Genomic DNA, 18,245 nt, shown 5'->3' with positions numbered 1-18,245 from the left:
TCCCGCCTGATCTCACGCCGCCATCCTGCCGATCGAGTGATATTCGATGCCGTAGCGAGCGATGACCTTGGGGTCGTAGAGGTTTCGACCGTCGAAGATGATCGGCGTGGACAGCGCATCCTTGATCGCGTCGAACGACGGTGCCTTAAAATTCTTCCACTCGGTGGCGATCATGAGCGCATCGGCGCCACGCAGCGCTGCCTCCTTGGTCCCGCACAAGAGCAGATCCTCGCGCAGTCCGTAGACGGCCTGGCATTCCTGCATCGCCTCGGGATCGTAAGCCTGCACTTTGGCACCGGCCTTCCAGAGCGCTTCCATCAAGACCCGAGCCGGCGCCTCACGCATGTCGTCGGTATTGGGCTTGAACGCCAGGCCCCACAGCGCAAAAGTCTTGCCCTTCAGATTGCCGTTGAAACAGCGGTTCACCTTATCGAACAGGACCGATTTCTGTTCGTTGTTGCGTTCCTCGACGGCGCGCAGCAGCTTGGCATCGAATTTGACGCCTTCGGCGGTCTTGATCAGGGCGCGCACATCCTTGGGGAAGCACGAGCCGCCATAACCGAGGCCCGGATAGATGAAGTGGTAGCCAATGCGCGGATCGCTGCCGATGCCCTTGCGGACCTCCTCGATGTCGGCGCCGAGTTCCTCGGCCAGATTGGCCATTTCGTTCATGAAGCTGATCTTGGTCGCCAGCATGCAATTGGCCGCGTATTTGGTGAACTCGGCGCTGCGCACATCCATCACGATCATCTTCTCGTGGTTGCGGTTGAATGGGGCGTAAAGCTCACGCATCACCGCCTCGGTGTCCTCGCTGCCGGTGCCGACGATAATGCGGTCGGGCTTCATGCAGTCGGCCACCGCGGAGCCTTCCTTGAGGAATTCCGGATTGGAGGCGACGTCGAAAGTAAGATCCTCGCGGCCCCGCGCCTTCAGCGTCACGGCGATCCTGGCCTTAATCTTTTCGCAGGTGCCGACCGGCACGGTCGACTTGCCGACGACGATCTTGGGCGCATCCATCTCCCGGCCGATGGCCTCGGCAACGGCCAGCACATATTTGAGGTCGGCCGAACCATCCTCGCCCGGAGGCGTGCCGACAGCGATCATCTGGATCTGGCCATGCTTGACGGCGGCCGCGGCGTCGGTGGTGAACTTGATGCGGCCGGCCGCATGGTTCTCCTTGACGAGGTTTTCGAGCCCGGGCTCGAAAATCGGAATGAGGCCCTGATTGAGCCGCTCCACCTTTTTCACGTCGATGTCGACGCATAATACCTGATGGCCGACTTCGGCAAGCACCGCCGCCTGCACCAGACCGACATAGCCGATTCCAAAGACCGTCAAATTCATTTGATTTCATTCCTGTTCAAGACTTCGGAGCGCTTTCGGCCCGGCCGGTTCAGATTGGTCTCTACTTAATGCTGCATGCCAGCGATTCCGGAAACTGGCATGGCTGGCCGAGCGCCGTGAATGCGATGCGATCCACTTGCAAGGTAAGCTTGCGACCCGGATCCGAAAACGGCCCGAGCCATTCCTTCATCGTGTTGCTGCCCCAGAGGCTAAAAAATATCTTTTGCGCATGGCTGGGCAGCTTTGCCGGATCGGTGATCGTGTTCACCAGCTCGCCATTGACGTACCAGCGCAGCCGGTCCTTCTCCCAGACGAAGGCGTAATCGTTAAAAGCCTTGTCGGTGCCGCCAGCTACATCGACCACTTTCTCGTTATTGCCCTTGCCAGCGATGTAGGCGTTGACCTGCACTTTGGAGGTGTCCTTGGTCAGCACCTCGAAGTCGATTTCATCCCACGGCTGCTTGTCGGTTGGGCCGATGTAGGTGAAGAAGGAGGCGTTGATGCCAGAGCCCGAATCGGTTTTCATCCGCGCCTCATAGGTGCCATAGCCGAAGCGCTGCTTGGATTGGACCTCGCCGCAGGCAAAGTCGCGATCCTTCACCTTCTGCTTTTCGAAACCGAGCGTCAGCATGCCATTGGAAAGCTTGACCTGTCTTTTGGACCAGATGCAGTTCTGATACTTGCCGTTCGCCCAGCCGTCGGCAATGTACCAACGCGCCCGGTCGAAGCTGGTGAAATCATCGACGAACGATGGCGCAGTCGGGATGTCCTGCGAACGGGAAGGGGTCGGGCCCGCAACCAGGCTGCCGAGTGCGACCAGCAGAAACGCTCCGCCCGAACATAGCTGCCTCAGTTTCCCTTGCCTCATCATGCGCGTGAGCGGCCGGTCGCCGGTTGCTGGGGTGGACGTGCTTTTCGAATCCGCGTTCATACCAAACTCACCTTGTGCTGTGCGCCCCCCCAACCCAAGTCGATGTTCAAAACCATGACGAAACGAGCTGATCTTGACCTTCTGCCGGTAGCGTCCCCGGTTGCCTGCTTCTTGCCCAGTGCCAGCCAGGCTCTTTGAAATTTCACCCCGCGCCGGCGGCAGGGTTGGCGAAATCGGCCTTGGTGGCCGAGCCAGGTTGGGCGCTTTCATCGAAGATAGCATCCAGCGAATGCCGGAGACCCTTCATCAATTCGTTCTGGCGGGCGAGCGCCGCGATGCGCCGCTCGTAATTCAGGATCGACTTCGTCAGTTCGCTGACCTCGGAGGATCTGCTGGAGGAGGCCGCGCCATTTTCCATCGCCTCGACCAGGAAGGCGGCGTTGGTGGCCTTGGTCCGGTAGCGATTCTCAAGCCCGTTTTTCTCCGCCTCGATCTCGGCTGCGATCTGGTCAAGCAGCTTTGCCAGGCGGTCAAGGCGCGAGATATCGGTCTGCCTGTCTCGAGCCGGATCCCTTGATCTGAAGCCAAATATCGAGGCCATGCGCTCAGTTTCCTGTCATAGCCGGCCTAAGCTGTCCCTTGTGCCCGGCCGGGCCAAAAAAGTTCTTGTCGCATCGTCCAGCTCCTCTGACAGGCGGACATTTTCGGCCGATTCAAACAGCCAATCAGAATTGCTGCACCGCAACATACATGCCATTCCCAAAGCGAGTAGGCAACCACCTAGTGCGGCGAATCGGAAATTCGCATCGCTTTGAGGCAGGGTAAGGACCTGTTGACATGATCGGTGTGGGGCGCCGGCGGACCAGATCAAGCCTCGCCGACCGGGCTGGTTGCGGCCATGAGAAAGCGCCGCGACGGCACAGGCTGTTTCGAGCCAAAGCCGGCGCGGCGAAACAGCGCATCCAGCTTGTCGGCGGCCACGCCGCGAACGATGGGGATGAGATTGGATTGGCTGGCCAGGGCGTAGGCCGCAGCCGCTGTCAGCCCTCTCTCGTTCTTCACGTCGAGGAAGTTTCGCAACCGATATTTGTCGCGCACCTGCCGTTCGTGCTTTCTGAGCACGGCCTTGGAGCCTTCCGGCAAACTGTCGATCGCCAGCAGCGCCAGATCCGCGTCGGCCAGACGCTTGAGATCCTGCGTCTTGTGCTGGCCGCTCAGCGAATCCGCGCGAACGATCGCGCCGTAGCCGCAGGACCTGATGACCTTGAAGCGCGCCCCGCAAGCAACTGCGCGCGCGTAGAGTTCATAGTCTTCGCCCAGCCGCAGGTTTTCGTCATAGCGCAGCCCATGCCGGTCCAGAAAAGCGCGGCTGATCACCGGTTTGAGAAAACCCAACTCACCTCTCTGCACACGACGACTGGAGATGTTGCCTTCGATGAAGCGCTCGAAATCGAGAAATTCCGGATCGGCCGAAAACCGCGGAGCGGTGATTTTCGAAACGTCGGTCGCCGCATCGTCCCTGATCATCATGATGTTGTCGGCAGCGAAATCCCAATCGGCGCTGGCGAACAACTCGCGAAATCTGCCCTCGAGAAAAAAATCGTCGGCGTCCAGAATGCTGATGAACGGCGATTTGGAACTGGCGATCGCGGCGTTGCGGGCCAAGGAAGGACCGCCGTTGACGTCGAGCCGGATGACGGAAAGCCTGCCGCTGCCATCGTCGGCCGCTCGAACGATTTTCGCGGTATCGTCAGTGGAGGCGTCATCGACGACGACGACTTCGGCCACCTCCGGCTCGCGCAAGGCCGATGCGATGGCAACCGCAATTGTCCGCGCCGCGTTGCGAGCGGCAATGATCACGCAGACTTCCGGTTCTGTCATCAATTCGCCTCTCGACTGCACAGGTAGCTCCGAATTTTCTCCCCAATGCAGCTCTCGTTCTCACTGACTGCCCGGCTGTACGAAACGTCAGCCGGCGCTTATGCTGCGAGTGCGAAGCATCGTTAAAATCACTCGCTCCGTCCAGTCTTTCCTTTCGGGGTCGTCATGGCGCAAATCGACGGGCGGTGAAATGCCAGCGGATAGACGGGCCGCTTCGCACACCGTCCCTGCCCATTCTGGATGGGTGATCAGCGCACTCGAATCGCTGATCACCAGGTCGATCGACAGGATTTAGGCAGTGGTGGCCAGGGAATCCGAGGCTGAAGGGAAATCACAAGTCGGTTGCCCAGGATGCTGTCGGGCGAGCAGTGCGCCAGGGACCTGGCCGACGCTACCTGCCGTTAGGTCAGTGGAGGCTTCTCCTGGCACTGAACTTCTCGCCATCGGCCGCTTCGGTCGAACTCAGCTTTCGTTCGACGTCGCGAATCTTGTCAGCCGACGTCGGGGTATTTCTGGCAACCATGGCGAAAACGAGCAGAAAGTAGCCCAGTTGAATGACAATGGCGCAGGCTATGGCGCGAAGAAGCGTTGTGCCTAGCGAAGCGCCGTTGAGATAAGACCAGGCGACCACGATCGCCAGCGCGAAAATCATGCCGATAATGAATTTTGGTAGCGACATACCCGACAGCCCGTCAACCTGCTCGGGCAAAAATCGATGATTGACCACCCCGAGCCTCCCTTCGCCATGCGAGCTTGTTGAGGCCACCCGCTTTTTGGCCGGTTGCTTCCGGCCTTCCCACGCTGTCCATACTCTGACAGAAACAATTTGCAACTCTATTAAGGTGTGCAATAGCGGGCAAGGCCAGCCGCAAATTATTTTGCATAAGTTCGGGGGATCGACTCTGCCATGTTGCGACGCACACCCCGGCATCACAACCAATCACCCGGTATCGACTCACGTCAGTAAGAGCCGCAATATTAATCAGTATTTTACTTTAGGAGCGCTTTATATTTTAAAAAGCTACAGCACGATAATTCTCAACCACGCGGCACAAAGAGCGATACGCCCAAAATCAGCCTCAAAAAGGCACTAACTTTTTCAAGGTTGCCCATAATTTGTCACGAACGCGCCATAAAAGGCCAAAATTTGCGCAGGATCGGTTTATTATTTAATCAATGCATGACGCGATTATTTCAGGCGCTCAAGGAATTGTGTGTTGCGATGCAGCATTTTTTTGATATCGTGCGGCAAACCATCCGTTCAACGTATGGAGTTTATGCATGAGGGACGTAGCCAAGCCGGCCGACGCGGATTTTCCACAGGCCGGTATCGACTTTCCACCAATCGGCGGCCTGCTCAAACGCAGCTTCGATATCGCCGGTTCACTGATTGGGCTGGTTGCTCTCAGTCCGCTGTTTGTGATGGTCGCGCTGCTTGTCAAGTTTTCCGACGGCGGGCCGATTTTCTACGGTCACAGGCGGATCGGGCGGGGCGGACGGATTTTCCCGTGCCTCAAGTTTCGCACTATGGTGCAGAATGGCGAACAGGTGCTGGCGGCATACCTTGCCGCCAACCCGGACGCCAAGGCCGAATGGATAGCTACCCGCAAGCTCAAGAACGATCCGCGCGTCACGCGTGTCGGGGCCGTGCTGAGGAAGCTCAGCCTCGATGAACTGCCGCAGATCATCAACATCCTTCAGGGTGACATGAGCCTTGTCGGTCCTCGCCCGGTGGTGCGTGACGAGCTCGAAATCTACGGCAGTTCGGCCGTCTATTACCTGAAATCGCGCCCTGGCCTGACCGGGCTCTGGCAGGTCAGCGGCCGCAATGACGTTTCCTATGACAGCCGTGTCGCGTTCGATCGCCACTATGTCGAAAACTGGTCGCTGTTCGAGGACATTCGCATCATCATCAAGACCGTGCCTGCCGTCTGGATGTCGCGGGGCTGCTATTGACCGGCCGGCAGCCGGTGCGCGGAGTGACTGTCCAGACGCCAGGCATTCTGCAGCAAGCTTCATCGGACCGGCCCAAAGCGAATCGGAAAACATACAGTTGAAAACAGACATCTTCGAAATCTCCTGGGCCGGCACGGTTAGCAATCGCATGCGACCGATGCGGCTTATGACCACCTGCCTCGCGCTGGCGCTCGCCGTTCCGCAACTCGCCGCGGCCGACGAGTACCGGCTTGGATCCCAGGACAAGCTGACCATCCGCGTGGCCGAATGGCAGACCGTTGAAGGCACGTTCCGCGACTGGACAGCCGTCAACGGAGAATACACGATCGGCCCGTCTGGAACATTGTCGGTGCCGTTCGTCGGCGAAATGCCGGCATCCGGCAAGACCACATCCGAGATCGCGGCGGCGATCAGCCAGGCGCTCCAGCGCAAGCTCGCTCTGGCGGACCGGCCGGAAGCCTCCGTCGAAATGGCGCAGTACAGGCCGTTCTACATTTCCGGGGAGGTGCAGACGCCGGGCCAGTATCCCTACGTGCCCGACCTGACCGTCCTGAGGGCGATGAGCATCGCCGGCGGTGTCCGGCGGGCCCCCGAAGGACAGCGGTACGACCGCGACATGATCAACGCCAAGGGCGAGTTTGACGTTCTCCAGGACCAACGGGTCCGACTGATCGTTCGGCGCGCGCGCATCGAAGCACAGATCGCCGACAAGCCGACATTCGACGTGCCGAAAGAGCTGGCCGAGGATCCGAAGCTGGCAAGCATCGTTGCCGACGAGATGGCGATCCTGACGGCCGATCAAAAGAATCTCAAACTGCGCCTTCAGGCGCTCGACGATTTGAAGAAGCTGCTGCAGAGCGAGATCGATTCGCTGCAGAAAAAGATCGTCAACCAGCAGCGGCAGGTCGACCTGGCAAAGGAACAGCTCAGCGGCATCGGTTCGCTGGCGCAAAAGGGCCTTGTGGTCAACACTCGGGTTCTGGGTTCGCAGCAAACGATCGCCGACCTGGAAGGACAGATCCTGGATTACGAAACGGCTATCCTCACCGCCAGGCAGTCGATCAGCAAGGCCAACCAGGACGCCATCGACCTGGAGAACACCCAGAATGCCGACCTCGCCACTGGCCGGCAACAGGCAGAAGCCGATCTCGCCGAAACAATGCTCAAGATGAACATGCACACCGGCCTGATGGCCGAAGCCATGTCGGGGAACCCGGCGCTACAAGGCTATCGCGACGGCGAAGAGCCAACGATGTCGTTTGGCCTGGTCCGGATGGTCGACGGCAAGACCAGCGAAATCGCCGCCAGCGAAGATACACCCGTGCTGCCTGGGGACGTGATCAAGGTGAAGCTGGTGCCAATGGCAAGCCAGTAAGCCTTCAAGCGATCGGCCGATCCGATCAAGCCGAACAGATTCGATCGGCAAAGAGTTCGACCCCGACGAGTTCGACCTTGAACTCGTCGACACTGTGCTCGCTGCCCGACAAGCCAGCCTGCCGCCAATTCGGGACGTGAGTAATTACAGCGCAAGGAGATGTTGTGCTTTAGTTGCAACTCAAATCCGAGGAGGACTTCGTCATGCACAGTGCAAGGGACGAGATCGTCAGTCGAGAAAGAGAATTTCACAATCTAAGGTTTAGTCAGGAGGAGGATCCAAGAGGAAGCCTGGACAAGTGGTATCGAACGATTCGACATGGCGCTGAACGTCAAGACGAGCAGATAAAACGGCTTTCGAAAAATGCAGACGTGCTCGAGTACGGTTGCTCCAATGGCGGGTGGTCCCTGCATTCCCTGCACCTGCCCGATCATTGCCGATCTCTGACGGGGATCGATATTTCGGATGTAGCGGTAAACAAGGCGAACGAACGGGCGAGCGCGCTTGGAAGCACGAACGCTACATTCCTGGCGATGAATGCGGAAGCCATGTCGTTCGAGGACAACAAGTTCGACCTGGTGTATGGACGCGGGATCATCCATCACCTGGACCTGGACCGGTGTTTTTCCGATGTGGTCCGTGTCCTGAAGCCGAACGGCGTGGCGTCCTTCTACGAGCCGATGGGACACAATCCGCTCCTGAATGCCTACAGAAAGCGGACACCCCTCATCCGCACCGCTGATGAACATCCCTTGCTGATTTCGGACTTCGCTTTGGCCCGCCGCTATTTCAGCGATGTCCAGGTGGACTATTTCGGCCTGTGCTCCGTAGGAAGCGCGCTGATGCCGCGAACCATCTCGGAGACCGTCTACACGGTTGGCAAAGCTGTCGATTCAGTGGTTTTGACGCTTCCCTTTGTGAAGCGGTTCGCATGGTACGCGCTCCTGACCCTCAGGGCCTGATCAACAGGCAGCAAACCCAACTCGGGCGAGGCTCGCCTGCTGCCTGTGAGATGAGATGATTGCTTGGCCTTGCGCTGTCAGGCGGCGTTTTTGTGCGCGCCACCAAAATCAAGGTAATATTTTAGCCCTTGCTTAGCGCCCTGCGGTTTCTGGTTCCGCGAGGTCCGCTGCGGTCCATCGGGGACGGGCGACATGCACCCTGACCAGCTTGAAGTAGCTGTAATACAGAAGGAAGGAACCCGTGATGTAGGGATTGAAGGTGTCGATCTCAACGAAGGACCGAATGAACAAAAGCACCATCACGCCGGCAAGAATCACCGACTCGGCTTGCCATGCCCTGAATATCAGGGCCGATATATGGCCCCATAGCGTGCGCAGGATGATCAGCGAAATCAGCGTCGCCCCGACATAACCGAGCTCGACGAGGGCTTCGATATAGGTGTTGTGGAAGTGGAAGCCGCTTCGGGTTGTGATGTAGAATTCGTTCCAGAGCCGCTCGGCCTCGGCGAACCCCTGCACCCAATAGGCCGCGTAGCCGACGCCGAGGACTGGCGCCTGCTGCGCCGCTTCCCAGCCCTGCTCCCAAAGATAGGTCCGTCCGGTGAGCGTGGAATCCTTTCCGAAGGCGCCAAGGACGAAATCCAGAAGTCCTGCAAAGGCAACCACGGTGACCACGACCAGCCCGCATGCGCCGACCACGAAAATCACCCGTCGGTAGCGGAGTGGAAGCTTTTTGGCCATGGCAAGCAGAGCCACCAGAGCGAGAACTGCCGGTATCGAAGCCGTCGAGGTGGCGGAATGCGCCATGATCAGAAGATAGGCCGATAGGACGAGGATGGGCGCCGTCAGGATGAAGCTTATCCGGCCGCGCCTGAGAAAAACCAGGAAGACAATGCAAAAATAGATGCCAAGGGAGGCGACAAACCCGATCTGGTTCTTGGAGCTGAATGCGCCGACGAAATTGTACGTCCCGTCGAGCATATCATAGGAATAACCCCCGACCTTGAGCGAATAGAGCAGGACGACAAAAATCCCGATCAGTGAGCCTATCGTCAACGTCCGGACGCTGACGGTGCGCGCGGCGATGTAGGCGCAGGCGATATGGGAGCAATACTGGATTGACGTCCTCAACGTGATACCGGGGGCATCCGACCAGAACACCGAGAGGCAGACATAGAATGCAAACGCCAGCGGCAGCCACGCGCTGGAGGCATGCCGCAACAGCCGCCGGTAGTCTACCAGAATCAGGGGAAGCCAGACCGCATAATAGGCCAGGATCAGGATCGGCCCGAAAACCGAGGAGTAGGAGAACGCCCAAATGGAGATGGCAACAGCAAATGCGCCGTAGACGGTGCTCTTCTCCGGGTCGACCAACAGAGATTTTGGAATCTTCATCTCGGTAGCGAATTCCCGTCCATGCAGTTCAATGCCGATTCGCCGCCGCGCCATGCGCGAACGCTCTGATTGTGCAGTGCAATATTAACCCATCCCCCACAGCCTGTCACCCAAATGAGGCAAAAACAGCCATAAGGCGCCCCGAGACGGCGGTAAAAGGCCACGACAGGCCGTGCGGCAAGAACCCGAGCATCCCGGCGCAGGGCTGGGGCATCGCTATCGGCGCCGTCAAAAGCCATCGCCGCCGCATTTAACGAGACGGTCGGCATGACCGCCGCGCGAACTGTTTTTGCAGTTGTTTTCAGCACCGGACCGAAAAATAGCAGCCGGCATTCGTTGCATCCGTTGCAATGAATGAGGCCCTCCGCGTACGCTATCTCGGGAACAACCAGACGATGGCCGCACCAACAATAGGCAGACGCTGGTCGTCCCCGATCTGCTGGGTTGGAGCAAACGGATGGACAAACCTCGAATCTTCCTGGGCTCGTCGGGGAAGCAGAAAAAACTGCTGCAGGCGCTGACACGCGGTCTTGAAGACATCGCGCATGTGGAACCCTGGACGACGTCCTTCAATCCGGGGACAACCACACTGGGGCGCCTGCTCGAGCTTACGCGGGAAGTCGACTTCGCCGCTTTCGTCTTCGCCCAGGACGACTGGACGAGTGGAAGCCTGCCAGCATCATCTGCTCCTGTATCCGCTCAAGCTTCTCCGCGAGACAATGTCGTCTTCGAAGCCGGCCTTTTCGGCGGAGTCCTTGGAATGCGCCGAACGTTTATCCTTCATGCCAACGGTTCCAAGCTTCCAAGCGATCTCCTGGGCCTGACGTCCGTGAGGTATGGCGAAGCGACGACCGCCGCGGAGATGAGAGCGGTCAACCAAAAGCTGCGAAAAGCTGTTGAAAATGAAGGCCGCGTCGCCCGAATAGAGGGCCTTTGGTGGCAGTTTTCCCTGTCGGAGCGGACCGTAAAGGAACCGTCCGCCGTGAGCCTCCTGCGTATCTCGCGAGACCGCGATGGCGCGTTGGAGTTGGCCGGCCGCTCATGGCAAGAGAATGGCAGTCTGTCCGCCAGATACTGGAGCGAGGCGGTAAAGGAGAGAAAGGAGCCTGCCGGCATCTTCTACTTTTGGAATGGAGAACGGCCCTTGGATGCGAACGCGTCGCAGTTGTACGGGACGGGGGAGATCCGGCTGGAGTCCGCCGATCGCGCGTCCGGGTACTTTACCACACGCGCCGACACGCAGCCAAAACTGAACGCGCGCACCTCAGGCGTCTACTTGCGCGCCGAACCGGAGGACTTGAGCATCCTGGACGGGCGCGACAACCAGCGACGAGTGGAGTTGATCGCGGAGCGGCTGAGCCATTGGAGGTCGATCAAGAACGTTTGAACGGCGCCCATGGGAGTCGCTCGGACGGGCCCGGCGCCTCGCCGCGACCGCAGCTCAGTATCTTATGGAGAGGAAACAGCCAAGAGCGGCTCTCAACCGCCTGCTCCTGGCCCACCATGAACCTGTTCGAGGCTCCAGTCCCCGGCTTGAACTTCTCCGCTGTTGACTTCACATTCGCCGCCGGCGGTGTCGCCAGCGCCCGTCGGGGCGGGCAAATGAGGGAGACCATATGCCAATGAGTTTTGCGGGACGGTTTGCCGGACGATCGGCCGTGGTCACCGGTGGCGCCTCAGGCATCGGGCTGGCCGTCGCGCAACGAATCGTTGAAGAGGGCGGGCGCGTTTGCGTCTGGGATCGCAACTCCACCCAGATCGAGCAGGCCAAGGCTGTCATCGCCGACTTGCACGGCGTGACCGTCGACGTCGCCGATCCTGTAGCGGTCGCACAGGCCGCCCGGCAGACGATCGAAGCCCTTGGCGCGGTCGATATCCTGGTCACCAGCGCGGCCATCACCGGACCGAACATGACGACCTGGGACTATTCGGTGGAGGATTGGCACCGGGTCATCGACATCAACATCAACGGCGTCTTCTACTGCAACAAGGCGCTGGTTCCGCACATGCTCGAGCGCAATTACGGCAGGATCGTCAACATCGCTTCGATCGCCGGCAAGGAGGGAAACCCGAATGCCTCTGCCTACAGCACCTCCAAGGCGGCGGTGATCGGCCTGACCAAGTCGCTGGGCAAGGAACTGGCCAAGACCAAGGTGACGGTGAACTGCGTCACGCCGGCAGCGGTGCGCACCGCGATCTTCCAGCAGATGAGCCAGCAGCACATCGATTTCATGCTGTCGAAAATACCAATGGCGCGGTTTGGCGAGGTCGAGGAGGTGGCGGCGCTGATCTCGTGGATCGCTTCCGAGGAATGTTCCTTTACGACGGCTGCCGTTTTCGACGTTTCCGGCGGCCGGGCGACCTATTGAAGCAACTGGAACGATTTGCAACCTGGGACGCCGGACTGGAGTTTACGTCGTTTGCTTAGGGTCGAACCTCCACAGTCCGACGAAGAACTGCTCGACCGCTTCCAGCGCGCCGCCTTCGGCTATTTTCTGGAAACCGTGAATGCGGAAAACGGACTGGTTGCCGACACGTCGCGGCCAAATTGGCCGGCAAGCATCGCAGTCGTCGGCTTCGCCCTGTCCTGCTATCCGGTCGGGATCGAGCGCGGCTGGATAGCACGAGACGCAGCCGTGAAGCTGACGCTTGCCGCACTGCGTTTCTTCTGGAACAGCCGGCAAGGCGATGGCGACGACGTCACCGGCCACAAAGGCTTTTACTACCATTTCCTCGACATGCGGACCGGCCTGCGCGCCTGGCGATGCGAGTTGTCGGTGGTTGACACGGCGCTGCTCATGGCCGGCGTGCTCACGGCTGGCGCCTATTTCACAGGCGACACTGACGACGAAACCGAAATCCGCGAGCTGTCGGAAATGCTCTACCGACGCGTCGACTGGCGATGGAGTCAAGGCAGCAGACCGACCTTGCGACAGGGCTGGAAGCCGAAGAGCGGTTTTCTGCGTTATGGCTGGGAAGGCTACACCGAAGCGACGATCCTTTACGTCCTGGCAATGGCCGCCCCCGACAAACCCGCCTCGGACGACAGCTATGCCGGCTGGACGGCGACATATCAGTGGGAAAACATCTACGGCCACGACGTGCTCTACGGCGGCCCGCTGTTCATGCACCAATTCTCGCATGCATGGATTGACTTCGATGGCATCCGGGATGCGTTCATGCGGGACAAGAACTCGGACTATTTCGAAAACAGCCGCCGCGCGACCTACCTTCACCGGGACTATGCGCGGCACAACCCCTCTGGCTATGACGGCTACGGCGAAGCACTTTGGGGACTTTCGGCGGGTGACGGACCCGGCAAATTCCGCGCGCGAATCGAGCGGCGGCCGCGCAAATTTTCCGGCTATGCAGCGCGTGGCGCACCGTTCGGCCCCGATGACGGAACGATTGCGCCGTGGTCGTATCTCGCATCGCTGCCCTTCGCACCGGAAATCTGCCTGCCTGCGCTGCGCCACCTCAGAGAACGCCACCCTGAGGTGGTCGACGGTTTCAGGATGCCGAGCGGCTTCAACCCGACGCTGGCGAACCGGCGGAAGTTCGGGCCGAGCGGCTGGATATCGGATGCGCACTATGGACTGGACCAAGGCATCGTCGTGCTGATGATTGAAAACCACCGCTCGCGGCTGATCTGGGAGCTGATGCGGTCGAGCCCGCATATCCGTCGCGGCCTGTGCAAGGCCGGGTTCTCCGGCGGCTGGCTGTCGCAGCCGGCGAGCCCTCCTCGCAAGGACCCCTGCTGAATGACGGCTAAAACGCGCCGCGTTTGACCGGCCTCCTGCGACGCGCTTTAGGTTGCTGTTTCATGCATGTGCGCGACATGCATTAGCGCCCAGTGGTCGCTGTCGTTTCGGCCACGAAGACGTTCGCCTTCCCGGCAACTCGCGCTGCTGGGAAGGCCGTTCGATTTCGTCTGGCTTGATTTACTTAGCCGGCGAACGTGTAGGCGGTCTTTACCGTAGTGTAGAATTCCGCTGCGTAGCGGCCTTGCTCGCGCGGGCCGTAGCTCGATCCCTTGCGTCCGCCGAAAGGCACGTGGAAGTCAACGCCCGCCGTCGGCAGATTGACCATCACCATGCCGGCCTCCGAGTTGCGCTTGAAATGCGTGGCGTGCTTGAGGCTCGAGGTGCAGATGCCCGACGTCAGCCCGAACGGCGTGTCGTTCGCTACCGCCAGCGCCTCGTCATAGTCCTTGACGCGGATGACGTTGGCGACCGGCCCAAAAATCTCCTCGCGTGAAATGCGCATGGCGTTGGTGGCTTGCGTGAATAGCGCCGGTTGCAGGTAGAAGCCGCGGGTTTCGCGATCGAGCCGCTCGCCGCCGAAGGCGAGATCGGCGCCTTCCTGGCGGCCGATGGCGATATAGTCTTCGTCCTGTTTCATCTGGCTCTGGTCGACGACGGGTCCGATCTGGGTTTTCGCCTCGAGGGCGTCGCCGACGACCAGCTTGGCGAGGCGATCTTTCATCGCATCGACGAAGCGGTCATGGATGCCGTCCGTCACGACCAGGCGGGACGACGCCGTGCAGCGCTGGCCGGTCGAGAAATATGCGCCATTGATCGCGCAGTCGACCGCGACGGCTAGGTCTGCATCGTCGAGCACGACGAGCGGGTTCTTGCCGCCCATTTCGAGCTGGTACTTGCGCATGTGCTCGACGCTGGCGGCAGCCACGCGCTTGCCGGTGCCGACCGAGCCGGTGAAGGTGATGGCATTGAGGTCAGGGCTGTCGAGCATGGCCTGGCCGACTACCGAACCCTTGCCCATGACGAGATTGAGCACACCCTTAGGCAGGCCCGCACGGTGCAATATGTCGACAATGGTCCAGGCGCTCTCCGGAACCAGCTCGGCCGGCTTGAAGACGATGGTGTTGCCGTAGGCCAGGGCAGGAGCGATTTTCCACGCCGGGATGGCGATCGGGAAATTCCAGGGTGTGATGATGCCGACGACGCCGACCGCTTCGCGTGTGATCTCGACACCGACGCCGGGCCGCACGCTTGGAACCAGCTCGCCCGACAGGCGCAGCGTCTCACCAGCAAAGAAATCGAAAATCTGGGCGGCCCGCACGGTTTCGCCAATTCCCTCGACCAGCGTCTTGCCCTCCTCGCGCGCCAACGCCCGGCCGATTTCATCTTTCCGCGCGGTGATCTCGTCCGACGCCTTCCTCAGCACCGCATGGCGTGCCAGCAAGCCCGATCGGGACCACGCAGGAAATGCCGCTTTCGCCGCCGCGATGGCCTGCCGCGCCTGCTCGGCGTCGCCCGACGCATATTCGCCGACCACGTCGTCGAGATTGGAAGGGTTGATGTTGCGGGAGCCGGCATCGCCCACCCACTCGCCATCGATGAGGTTCTTTCGAAACGGGATCATGTCGCTGTCTTCCTTGTCCTTCGATTGCCGTCTATCTGGACCACCAGCCGCCACACCGCAAGGCCGCCAGCGGCAAAGTTCTGCTCCTCGACAGGCATGTGCTAAGCAGGTTTCGGAAAAGTGTTCGATGTTTTCCGATAAAAACCTGCGACAAACACAAACCCGGCAGGCGAAGCCCGGCAAGCCTGCTTGGGTGTCGAGGTGGTAAACCATGATTCTAGTGCGGCGCGACGCGGATCGCGCCAGGAGGAGGCTGCCATGTCCGACAGCGCGTTGCCGCTGGTGATCAGTGCGCCCGAGCCACGCACGCTCGACCTGATTTTCACGCCCGAGGCACTGGCGAGATTCCGCGCCAGATACCGTATCGTCGAAACGTCGCCAGAAGGCGTCGCGGCCCTGCCACACGATGTGCTCGCCGAAGCGCGCTACATCGTCGGCCAGCCGCCGATCGCGCCGGAGTCGCTGGAAAGGATGAGGGCGCTGCGCTGTGTCTTCAATGTCGAGAGCAACCTCATCAACAACATGCCGTATGAAACGCTGTTTTCGCGCGGCATCCATGTCGTCACCACCGGCATGGTGTTTGCCGAGCCGGTGGCCGAGCTCGGTCTTGCCATGGCGCTCAACCTCGCCCGCGACATCGTCGACGCCGATCTTGCGTTTCGTCAGGGCAAGGAGCTGTGGGGCGGCGAGGGTAACCGGACGGCGCGGCTTCTCTCCGGCGCGGATGTCGGTATCATCGGCTTCGGCGATCTCGGCCGTGCGCTCAACCGGCTGCTGTCGGGCTTTCGCACGCGGACCAAGGTCTTCGATCCGTGGCTGCCGCCCTCGATCCTGATCGAGAACGGCGTCGAGCCGGCTTCCCTCGACACGGTTTTGTCGAGTAGCGATTTCGTCTTCGTCGTCGCTTCGGTGACCAGCGAAAACCAGGGTTTTCTCGGCACTGAGGCCTTTGCCAGGATGCGCAAAGGAGCCGCCTTCATCCTGCTCAGCCGTGCCGGCGTGGTCGATTTTCCGGCGCTGATGGATGCAGTTCGCAGCGGCCACATCGTCGCCGCCAGCGATGTGTTTCCGCAAGAGCCGCTGGCGCAGGACCATCCTGTCCGCACGCTGCCCGGCTTCCTGCGCTCCGCCCACCGGGCCGGCGCGCTCGACATCGCTTTCAAGCGCATGGGCGACATGGTGCTGGAAGACATGGACCTGATCGACCGCGGCCTGCCGCCAATGCGTTCGAAGCGGGCCGAACGCGAGACCGTTTCGCGCATGCGCTCGAAGCCGGTCGACAAGAACTGAGCCGTCAGGCCCAGCGGCTGCGAGGTTTCTCAGATGGTGAACGACCAGAACAGGCAGGCGAGCGTCGCTGCGGCGAAGACGACAAAGAACAGGCTTCTCAGCAGGATATTGCGGCGCAGCTCGTTCATGAAGAGATGGCAGCCGACGACGGCCACGACAAACAGGAACCGCCAATTCAGCAGTGCCGGCAGGACATTGCTTCGATCGAAAGCCCATCTGGCGGCGAGGCCGCCAATGATGGCCGCGAACAACACGATGACTGTCCAGAAGATCGCATCCGCAGCATGTGTCAGGACGATGCCGGCGACCCTGATCGGCAGGATCATCATCAGCAACGCGCTGAAGAAGTACACGCCCGCGAGTGGGATAAACGTCCCGGCATCGGCGACGTCGTCCAGGCGTTCTGCGCCGATCGCACCAAAGGGATAGCCATGCCTGGCCACTGCCAGGCTGAGAGCCATCAGCAAAGCCGTCAATATGGCCACCAATGCGAATGAAGTGAGGGCTTTGCTCATAATAGTCCTGCTCGGAACGAATCGAATAAGGACGTTGGTAGCCCACCGTTTGTAAATTGCTGGTAAGCATCGCGACGCGCTTTGGACGCCCTCACTCCGCCGCGTGAAGGCGCCGCGCCTCGATGATGGTCCTGATCTCGGCGCGGCAGGAGCCGCAATTGGTGCCGGCATGCAAGGTGGCGCCGATCGCTTCGACGCTTACGCAGCCTCCGCGCACCGCTTCGGCGATCTGATTGGCGCCGACCCCGAAACAGGAGCAGACGATGGCGCCGCGATCGACGCTGTTGCCGCCCGGCCGCCCCGCCACGATCGCCAGTCGCCCGCGCCGATCGGCATGGTCCGCGCTCAACTGCTCGACCGCCCAGCCGCGCGACACCGCGACCGGCCTGGGCGCAAGATAGAGCGCGCCAGTCAGCCGGCTGCCGGCAAAGCGGGCGAAGCGATAGTGCCCGCCGGCGACATCATGATAGGCGAGCGTCTCGCCTGGCGCGTCCGCCCCGAAAAGCGAGGCCGCGAAACCCGGCCAGTCCCGGTCGGCTTCCAGCGCAAGCTCGAGACGCCAGCCGGCGGCGCAGCGGGCGAGGCTCCAATAGTCGGCGTCGATCGAGGCTGGCCGTTCGGCAAGCACTGCGAAGCCGAACGCGACGGCAGCGAAGCGTTCCACCCTGGCGGCAACATTCTTCGAGGCCGGCTGTCCTGAAATCGGATCGGTGATGGGCGCCACCAGCGCATCGACACGAGCCCGCGCGGAAAACTGGTCCGTCCAATGCATCGGCACGAAGACCGAGCCTGGCCGCTGCCGCGCCGTCACCAGCGCACGAAGCAGCACCTCGCCATGCTCGGTTGAGACACGGACGATATCGGCATCGCCGATGCCGAAGTGCTGCGCGTCCGCCGGGTAGATTTCGGCGAACGGCTCGGCCAGGTGCTGCGACAGCCGCTGGCTTTTTCCCGTCCGCGTCATGGTGTGCCAGTGGTCGCGAACCCGCCCGGTATTGAGCACCAGCGGGAATTTTTCGTTCGTGCGGGTTTGCGGAACTGGACGGATCGGGATGAAGCGCGCCTTGCCGTCGGGTGTGTAGAAGTTGCCGTTGGCGAAGAAGCGGGTGCTGGCTGAGCTATGTCCAGCTTGAACACCCCCCTGGGGGGGGGGGGGGGGGGGGGGGGGGGGGGGGGGGGGGGGGGGGGGGGGGGGGGGGGGCGGGGGTGGGGGGGGGGGGGGAGGAGGGGGGGGGGGGGGGACCCGCCCAACCAGCCCGGGGGGGAGATAG

16 protein-coding genes are annotated in these 18,245 nt (G+C 60.8%); 7 read left to right on the top strand and 9 right to left on the bottom strand.

The genetic code is table 11. From position 1 onward, the window contains the following. Positions 1-12: 12 nt before the first annotated feature. The 5 genes from AC0L2A_RS14140 to AC0L2A_RS14120 all read right to left on the bottom strand — a co-directional run bounded on the left by AC0L2A_RS14140 (position 13) and on the right by AC0L2A_RS14120 (position 4,823). Entirely contained in the window at positions 13-1,344 is a 1,332-nt protein-coding gene (locus tag AC0L2A_RS14140) for a UDP-glucose dehydrogenase family protein (protein WP_023796744.1), read from the bottom strand. 61 nt (positions 1,345-1,405) lie between these two features. Continuing rightward, the gene (exoK, locus tag AC0L2A_RS14135) at positions 1,406-2,275 is read right to left on the bottom strand and encodes an endo-1,3-1,4-beta-glycanase ExoK (RefSeq protein ID WP_473515201.1); all 870 of its coding nucleotides are present in this window, start codon (positions 2,273-2,275) and stop codon (positions 1,406-1,408) included. 142 nt (positions 2,276-2,417) lie between these two features. Next, the gene (locus AC0L2A_RS14130; RefSeq protein ID WP_091592800.1) at positions 2,418-2,816 is read right to left on the bottom strand and encodes a hypothetical protein; all 399 of its coding nucleotides are present in this window, start codon (positions 2,814-2,816) and stop codon (positions 2,418-2,420) included. A 266-nt stretch (positions 2,817-3,082) separates the two neighbouring features. Beyond that, the gene (locus AC0L2A_RS14125) at positions 3,083-4,096 is read right to left on the bottom strand and encodes a glycosyltransferase family 2 protein (protein ID WP_473609275.1); all 1,014 of its coding nucleotides are present in this window, start codon (positions 4,094-4,096) and stop codon (positions 3,083-3,085) included. A gap of 406 nt (positions 4,097-4,502) precedes the next feature. Further along, positions 4,503-4,823, bottom strand: a complete 321-nt coding sequence (locus AC0L2A_RS14120; protein WP_473515122.1) for an exopolysaccharide production repressor exox — start codon at positions 4,821-4,823, stop codon at positions 4,503-4,505. 554 nt (positions 4,824-5,377) lie between these two features. On the opposite strand from AC0L2A_RS14120, the gene AC0L2A_RS14115 reads away from it, so the two are divergent. From AC0L2A_RS14115 to AC0L2A_RS14105, 3 genes are all read left to right on the top strand, one after another. Continuing rightward, positions 5,378-6,052 carry a sugar transferase gene (locus AC0L2A_RS14115; protein WP_091592795.1) on the top strand — a complete coding sequence of 225 codons (675 nt, stop codon included), beginning with the start codon at positions 5,378-5,380 and terminating at the stop codon, positions 6,050-6,052. 166 nt (positions 6,053-6,218) lie between these two features. Next, on the top strand, positions 6,219-7,427 hold the full coding sequence (locus AC0L2A_RS14110) for a polysaccharide biosynthesis/export family protein (RefSeq protein ID WP_473609292.1): 1,209 nt from the start codon (positions 6,219-6,221) through the stop codon (positions 7,425-7,427). A gap of 173 nt (positions 7,428-7,600) precedes the next feature. Further along, positions 7,601-8,389, top strand: a complete 789-nt coding sequence (locus tag AC0L2A_RS14105) for a class I SAM-dependent methyltransferase (RefSeq protein WP_473609276.1) — start codon at positions 7,601-7,603, stop codon at positions 8,387-8,389. Positions 8,390-8,521: 132 nt separating this feature from the next. Here the strand turns inward: AC0L2A_RS14105 and AC0L2A_RS14100 are convergent, their stop codons facing one another. Further along, entirely contained in the window at positions 8,522-9,784 is a 1,263-nt protein-coding gene (locus tag AC0L2A_RS14100) for an O-antigen ligase family protein (protein ID WP_473609277.1), read from the bottom strand. Between the two features lie 457 nt (positions 9,785-10,241). Between AC0L2A_RS14100 and AC0L2A_RS14095 the strand changes: the two genes are divergently transcribed. The 3 genes from AC0L2A_RS14095 to AC0L2A_RS14085 all read left to right on the top strand — a co-directional run bounded on the left by AC0L2A_RS14095 (position 10,242) and on the right by AC0L2A_RS14085 (position 13,545). Then, on the top strand, positions 10,242-11,171 hold the full coding sequence (locus tag AC0L2A_RS14095) for a TIR domain-containing protein (protein WP_473609278.1): 930 nt from the start codon (positions 10,242-10,244) through the stop codon (positions 11,169-11,171). A gap of 229 nt (positions 11,172-11,400) precedes the next feature. After that, positions 11,401-12,153: an SDR family NAD(P)-dependent oxidoreductase gene (locus AC0L2A_RS14090; protein WP_091592787.1), complete on the top strand. Its 753-nt coding sequence runs from the start codon at positions 11,401-11,403 to the stop codon at positions 12,151-12,153. A gap of 51 nt (positions 12,154-12,204) precedes the next feature. Beyond that, positions 12,205-13,545, top strand: coding sequence for a glucoamylase family protein (locus tag AC0L2A_RS14085; RefSeq protein ID WP_473609279.1), 1,341 nt, complete (start codon positions 12,205-12,207; stop codon positions 13,543-13,545). Between the two features lie 184 nt (positions 13,546-13,729). On the opposite strand, the gene AC0L2A_RS14080 is transcribed toward AC0L2A_RS14085, so the two are convergent. Continuing rightward, positions 13,730-15,166 carry an aldehyde dehydrogenase family protein gene (locus AC0L2A_RS14080; protein WP_473609293.1) on the bottom strand — a complete coding sequence of 479 codons (1,437 nt, stop codon included), beginning with the start codon at positions 15,164-15,166 and terminating at the stop codon, positions 13,730-13,732. 261 nt (positions 15,167-15,427) lie between these two features. Here AC0L2A_RS14080 and AC0L2A_RS14075 point away from each other — a divergent pair, with 261 nt between their 5' ends. Then, positions 15,428-16,459 carry a hydroxyacid dehydrogenase gene (locus AC0L2A_RS14075; RefSeq protein WP_473609280.1) on the top strand — a complete coding sequence of 344 codons (1,032 nt, stop codon included), beginning with the start codon at positions 15,428-15,430 and terminating at the stop codon, positions 16,457-16,459. Positions 16,460-16,488: 29 nt separating this feature from the next. Here the strand turns inward: AC0L2A_RS14075 and AC0L2A_RS14070 are convergent, their stop codons facing one another. Both AC0L2A_RS14070 and AC0L2A_RS14065 read right to left on the bottom strand, forming a co-directional pair. Further along, on the bottom strand, positions 16,489-16,974 hold the full coding sequence (locus AC0L2A_RS14070; RefSeq protein ID WP_023796760.1) for a hypothetical protein: 486 nt from the start codon (positions 16,972-16,974) through the stop codon (positions 16,489-16,491). Positions 16,975-17,065: 91 nt separating this feature from the next. Further along, a partial coding sequence (locus tag AC0L2A_RS14065) for a molybdopterin dinucleotide binding domain-containing protein (protein WP_473609282.1) occupies positions 17,066-18,245 on the bottom strand: 1,180 nt, incomplete at its 5' end.

This window comes from Mesorhizobium sp. WSM4844 (genome assembly GCF_055811775.1).
Note: the sequence above shows the minus strand (reverse complement) of the source record. Positions and strands in the feature narration are given on the sequence as shown.

What these genes read in the sequence shown, in the direction of transcription:
- AC0L2A_RS14140 (WP_023796744.1), bottom strand. Translation starts at nt 1,344, where the DNA reads ATGAATTTGACGGTCTTTGGAATCGGCTATGTCGGTCTGGTGCAGGCG.
- exoK (WP_473515201.1), bottom strand. Translation starts at nt 2,275, where the DNA reads ATGAACGCGGATTCGAAAAGCACGTCCACCCCAGCAACCGGCGACCGG.
- AC0L2A_RS14130 (WP_091592800.1), bottom strand. Translation starts at nt 2,816, where the DNA reads ATGGCCTCGATATTTGGCTTCAGATCAAGGGATCCGGCTCGAGACAGG.
- AC0L2A_RS14125 (WP_473609275.1), bottom strand. Translation starts at nt 4,096, where the DNA reads ATGACAGAACCGGAAGTCTGCGTGATCATTGCCGCTCGCAACGCGGCG.
- AC0L2A_RS14115 (WP_091592795.1), top strand. Translation starts at nt 5,378, where the DNA reads ATGAGGGACGTAGCCAAGCCGGCCGACGCGGATTTTCCACAGGCCGGT.
- AC0L2A_RS14110 (WP_473609292.1), top strand. Translation starts at nt 6,219, where the DNA reads ATGACCACCTGCCTCGCGCTGGCGCTCGCCGTTCCGCAACTCGCCGCG.
- AC0L2A_RS14100 (WP_473609277.1), bottom strand. Translation starts at nt 9,784, where the DNA reads ATGAAGATTCCAAAATCTCTGTTGGTCGACCCGGAGAAGAGCACCGTC.
- AC0L2A_RS14095 (WP_473609278.1), top strand. Translation starts at nt 10,242, where the DNA reads ATGGACAAACCTCGAATCTTCCTGGGCTCGTCGGGGAAGCAGAAAAAA.
- AC0L2A_RS14090 (WP_091592787.1), top strand. Translation starts at nt 11,401, where the DNA reads ATGCCAATGAGTTTTGCGGGACGGTTTGCCGGACGATCGGCCGTGGTC.
- AC0L2A_RS14075 (WP_473609280.1), top strand. Translation starts at nt 15,428, where the DNA reads ATGTCCGACAGCGCGTTGCCGCTGGTGATCAGTGCGCCCGAGCCACGC.
- AC0L2A_RS14070 (WP_023796760.1), bottom strand. Translation starts at nt 16,974, where the DNA reads ATGAGCAAAGCCCTCACTTCATTCGCATTGGTGGCCATATTGACGGCT.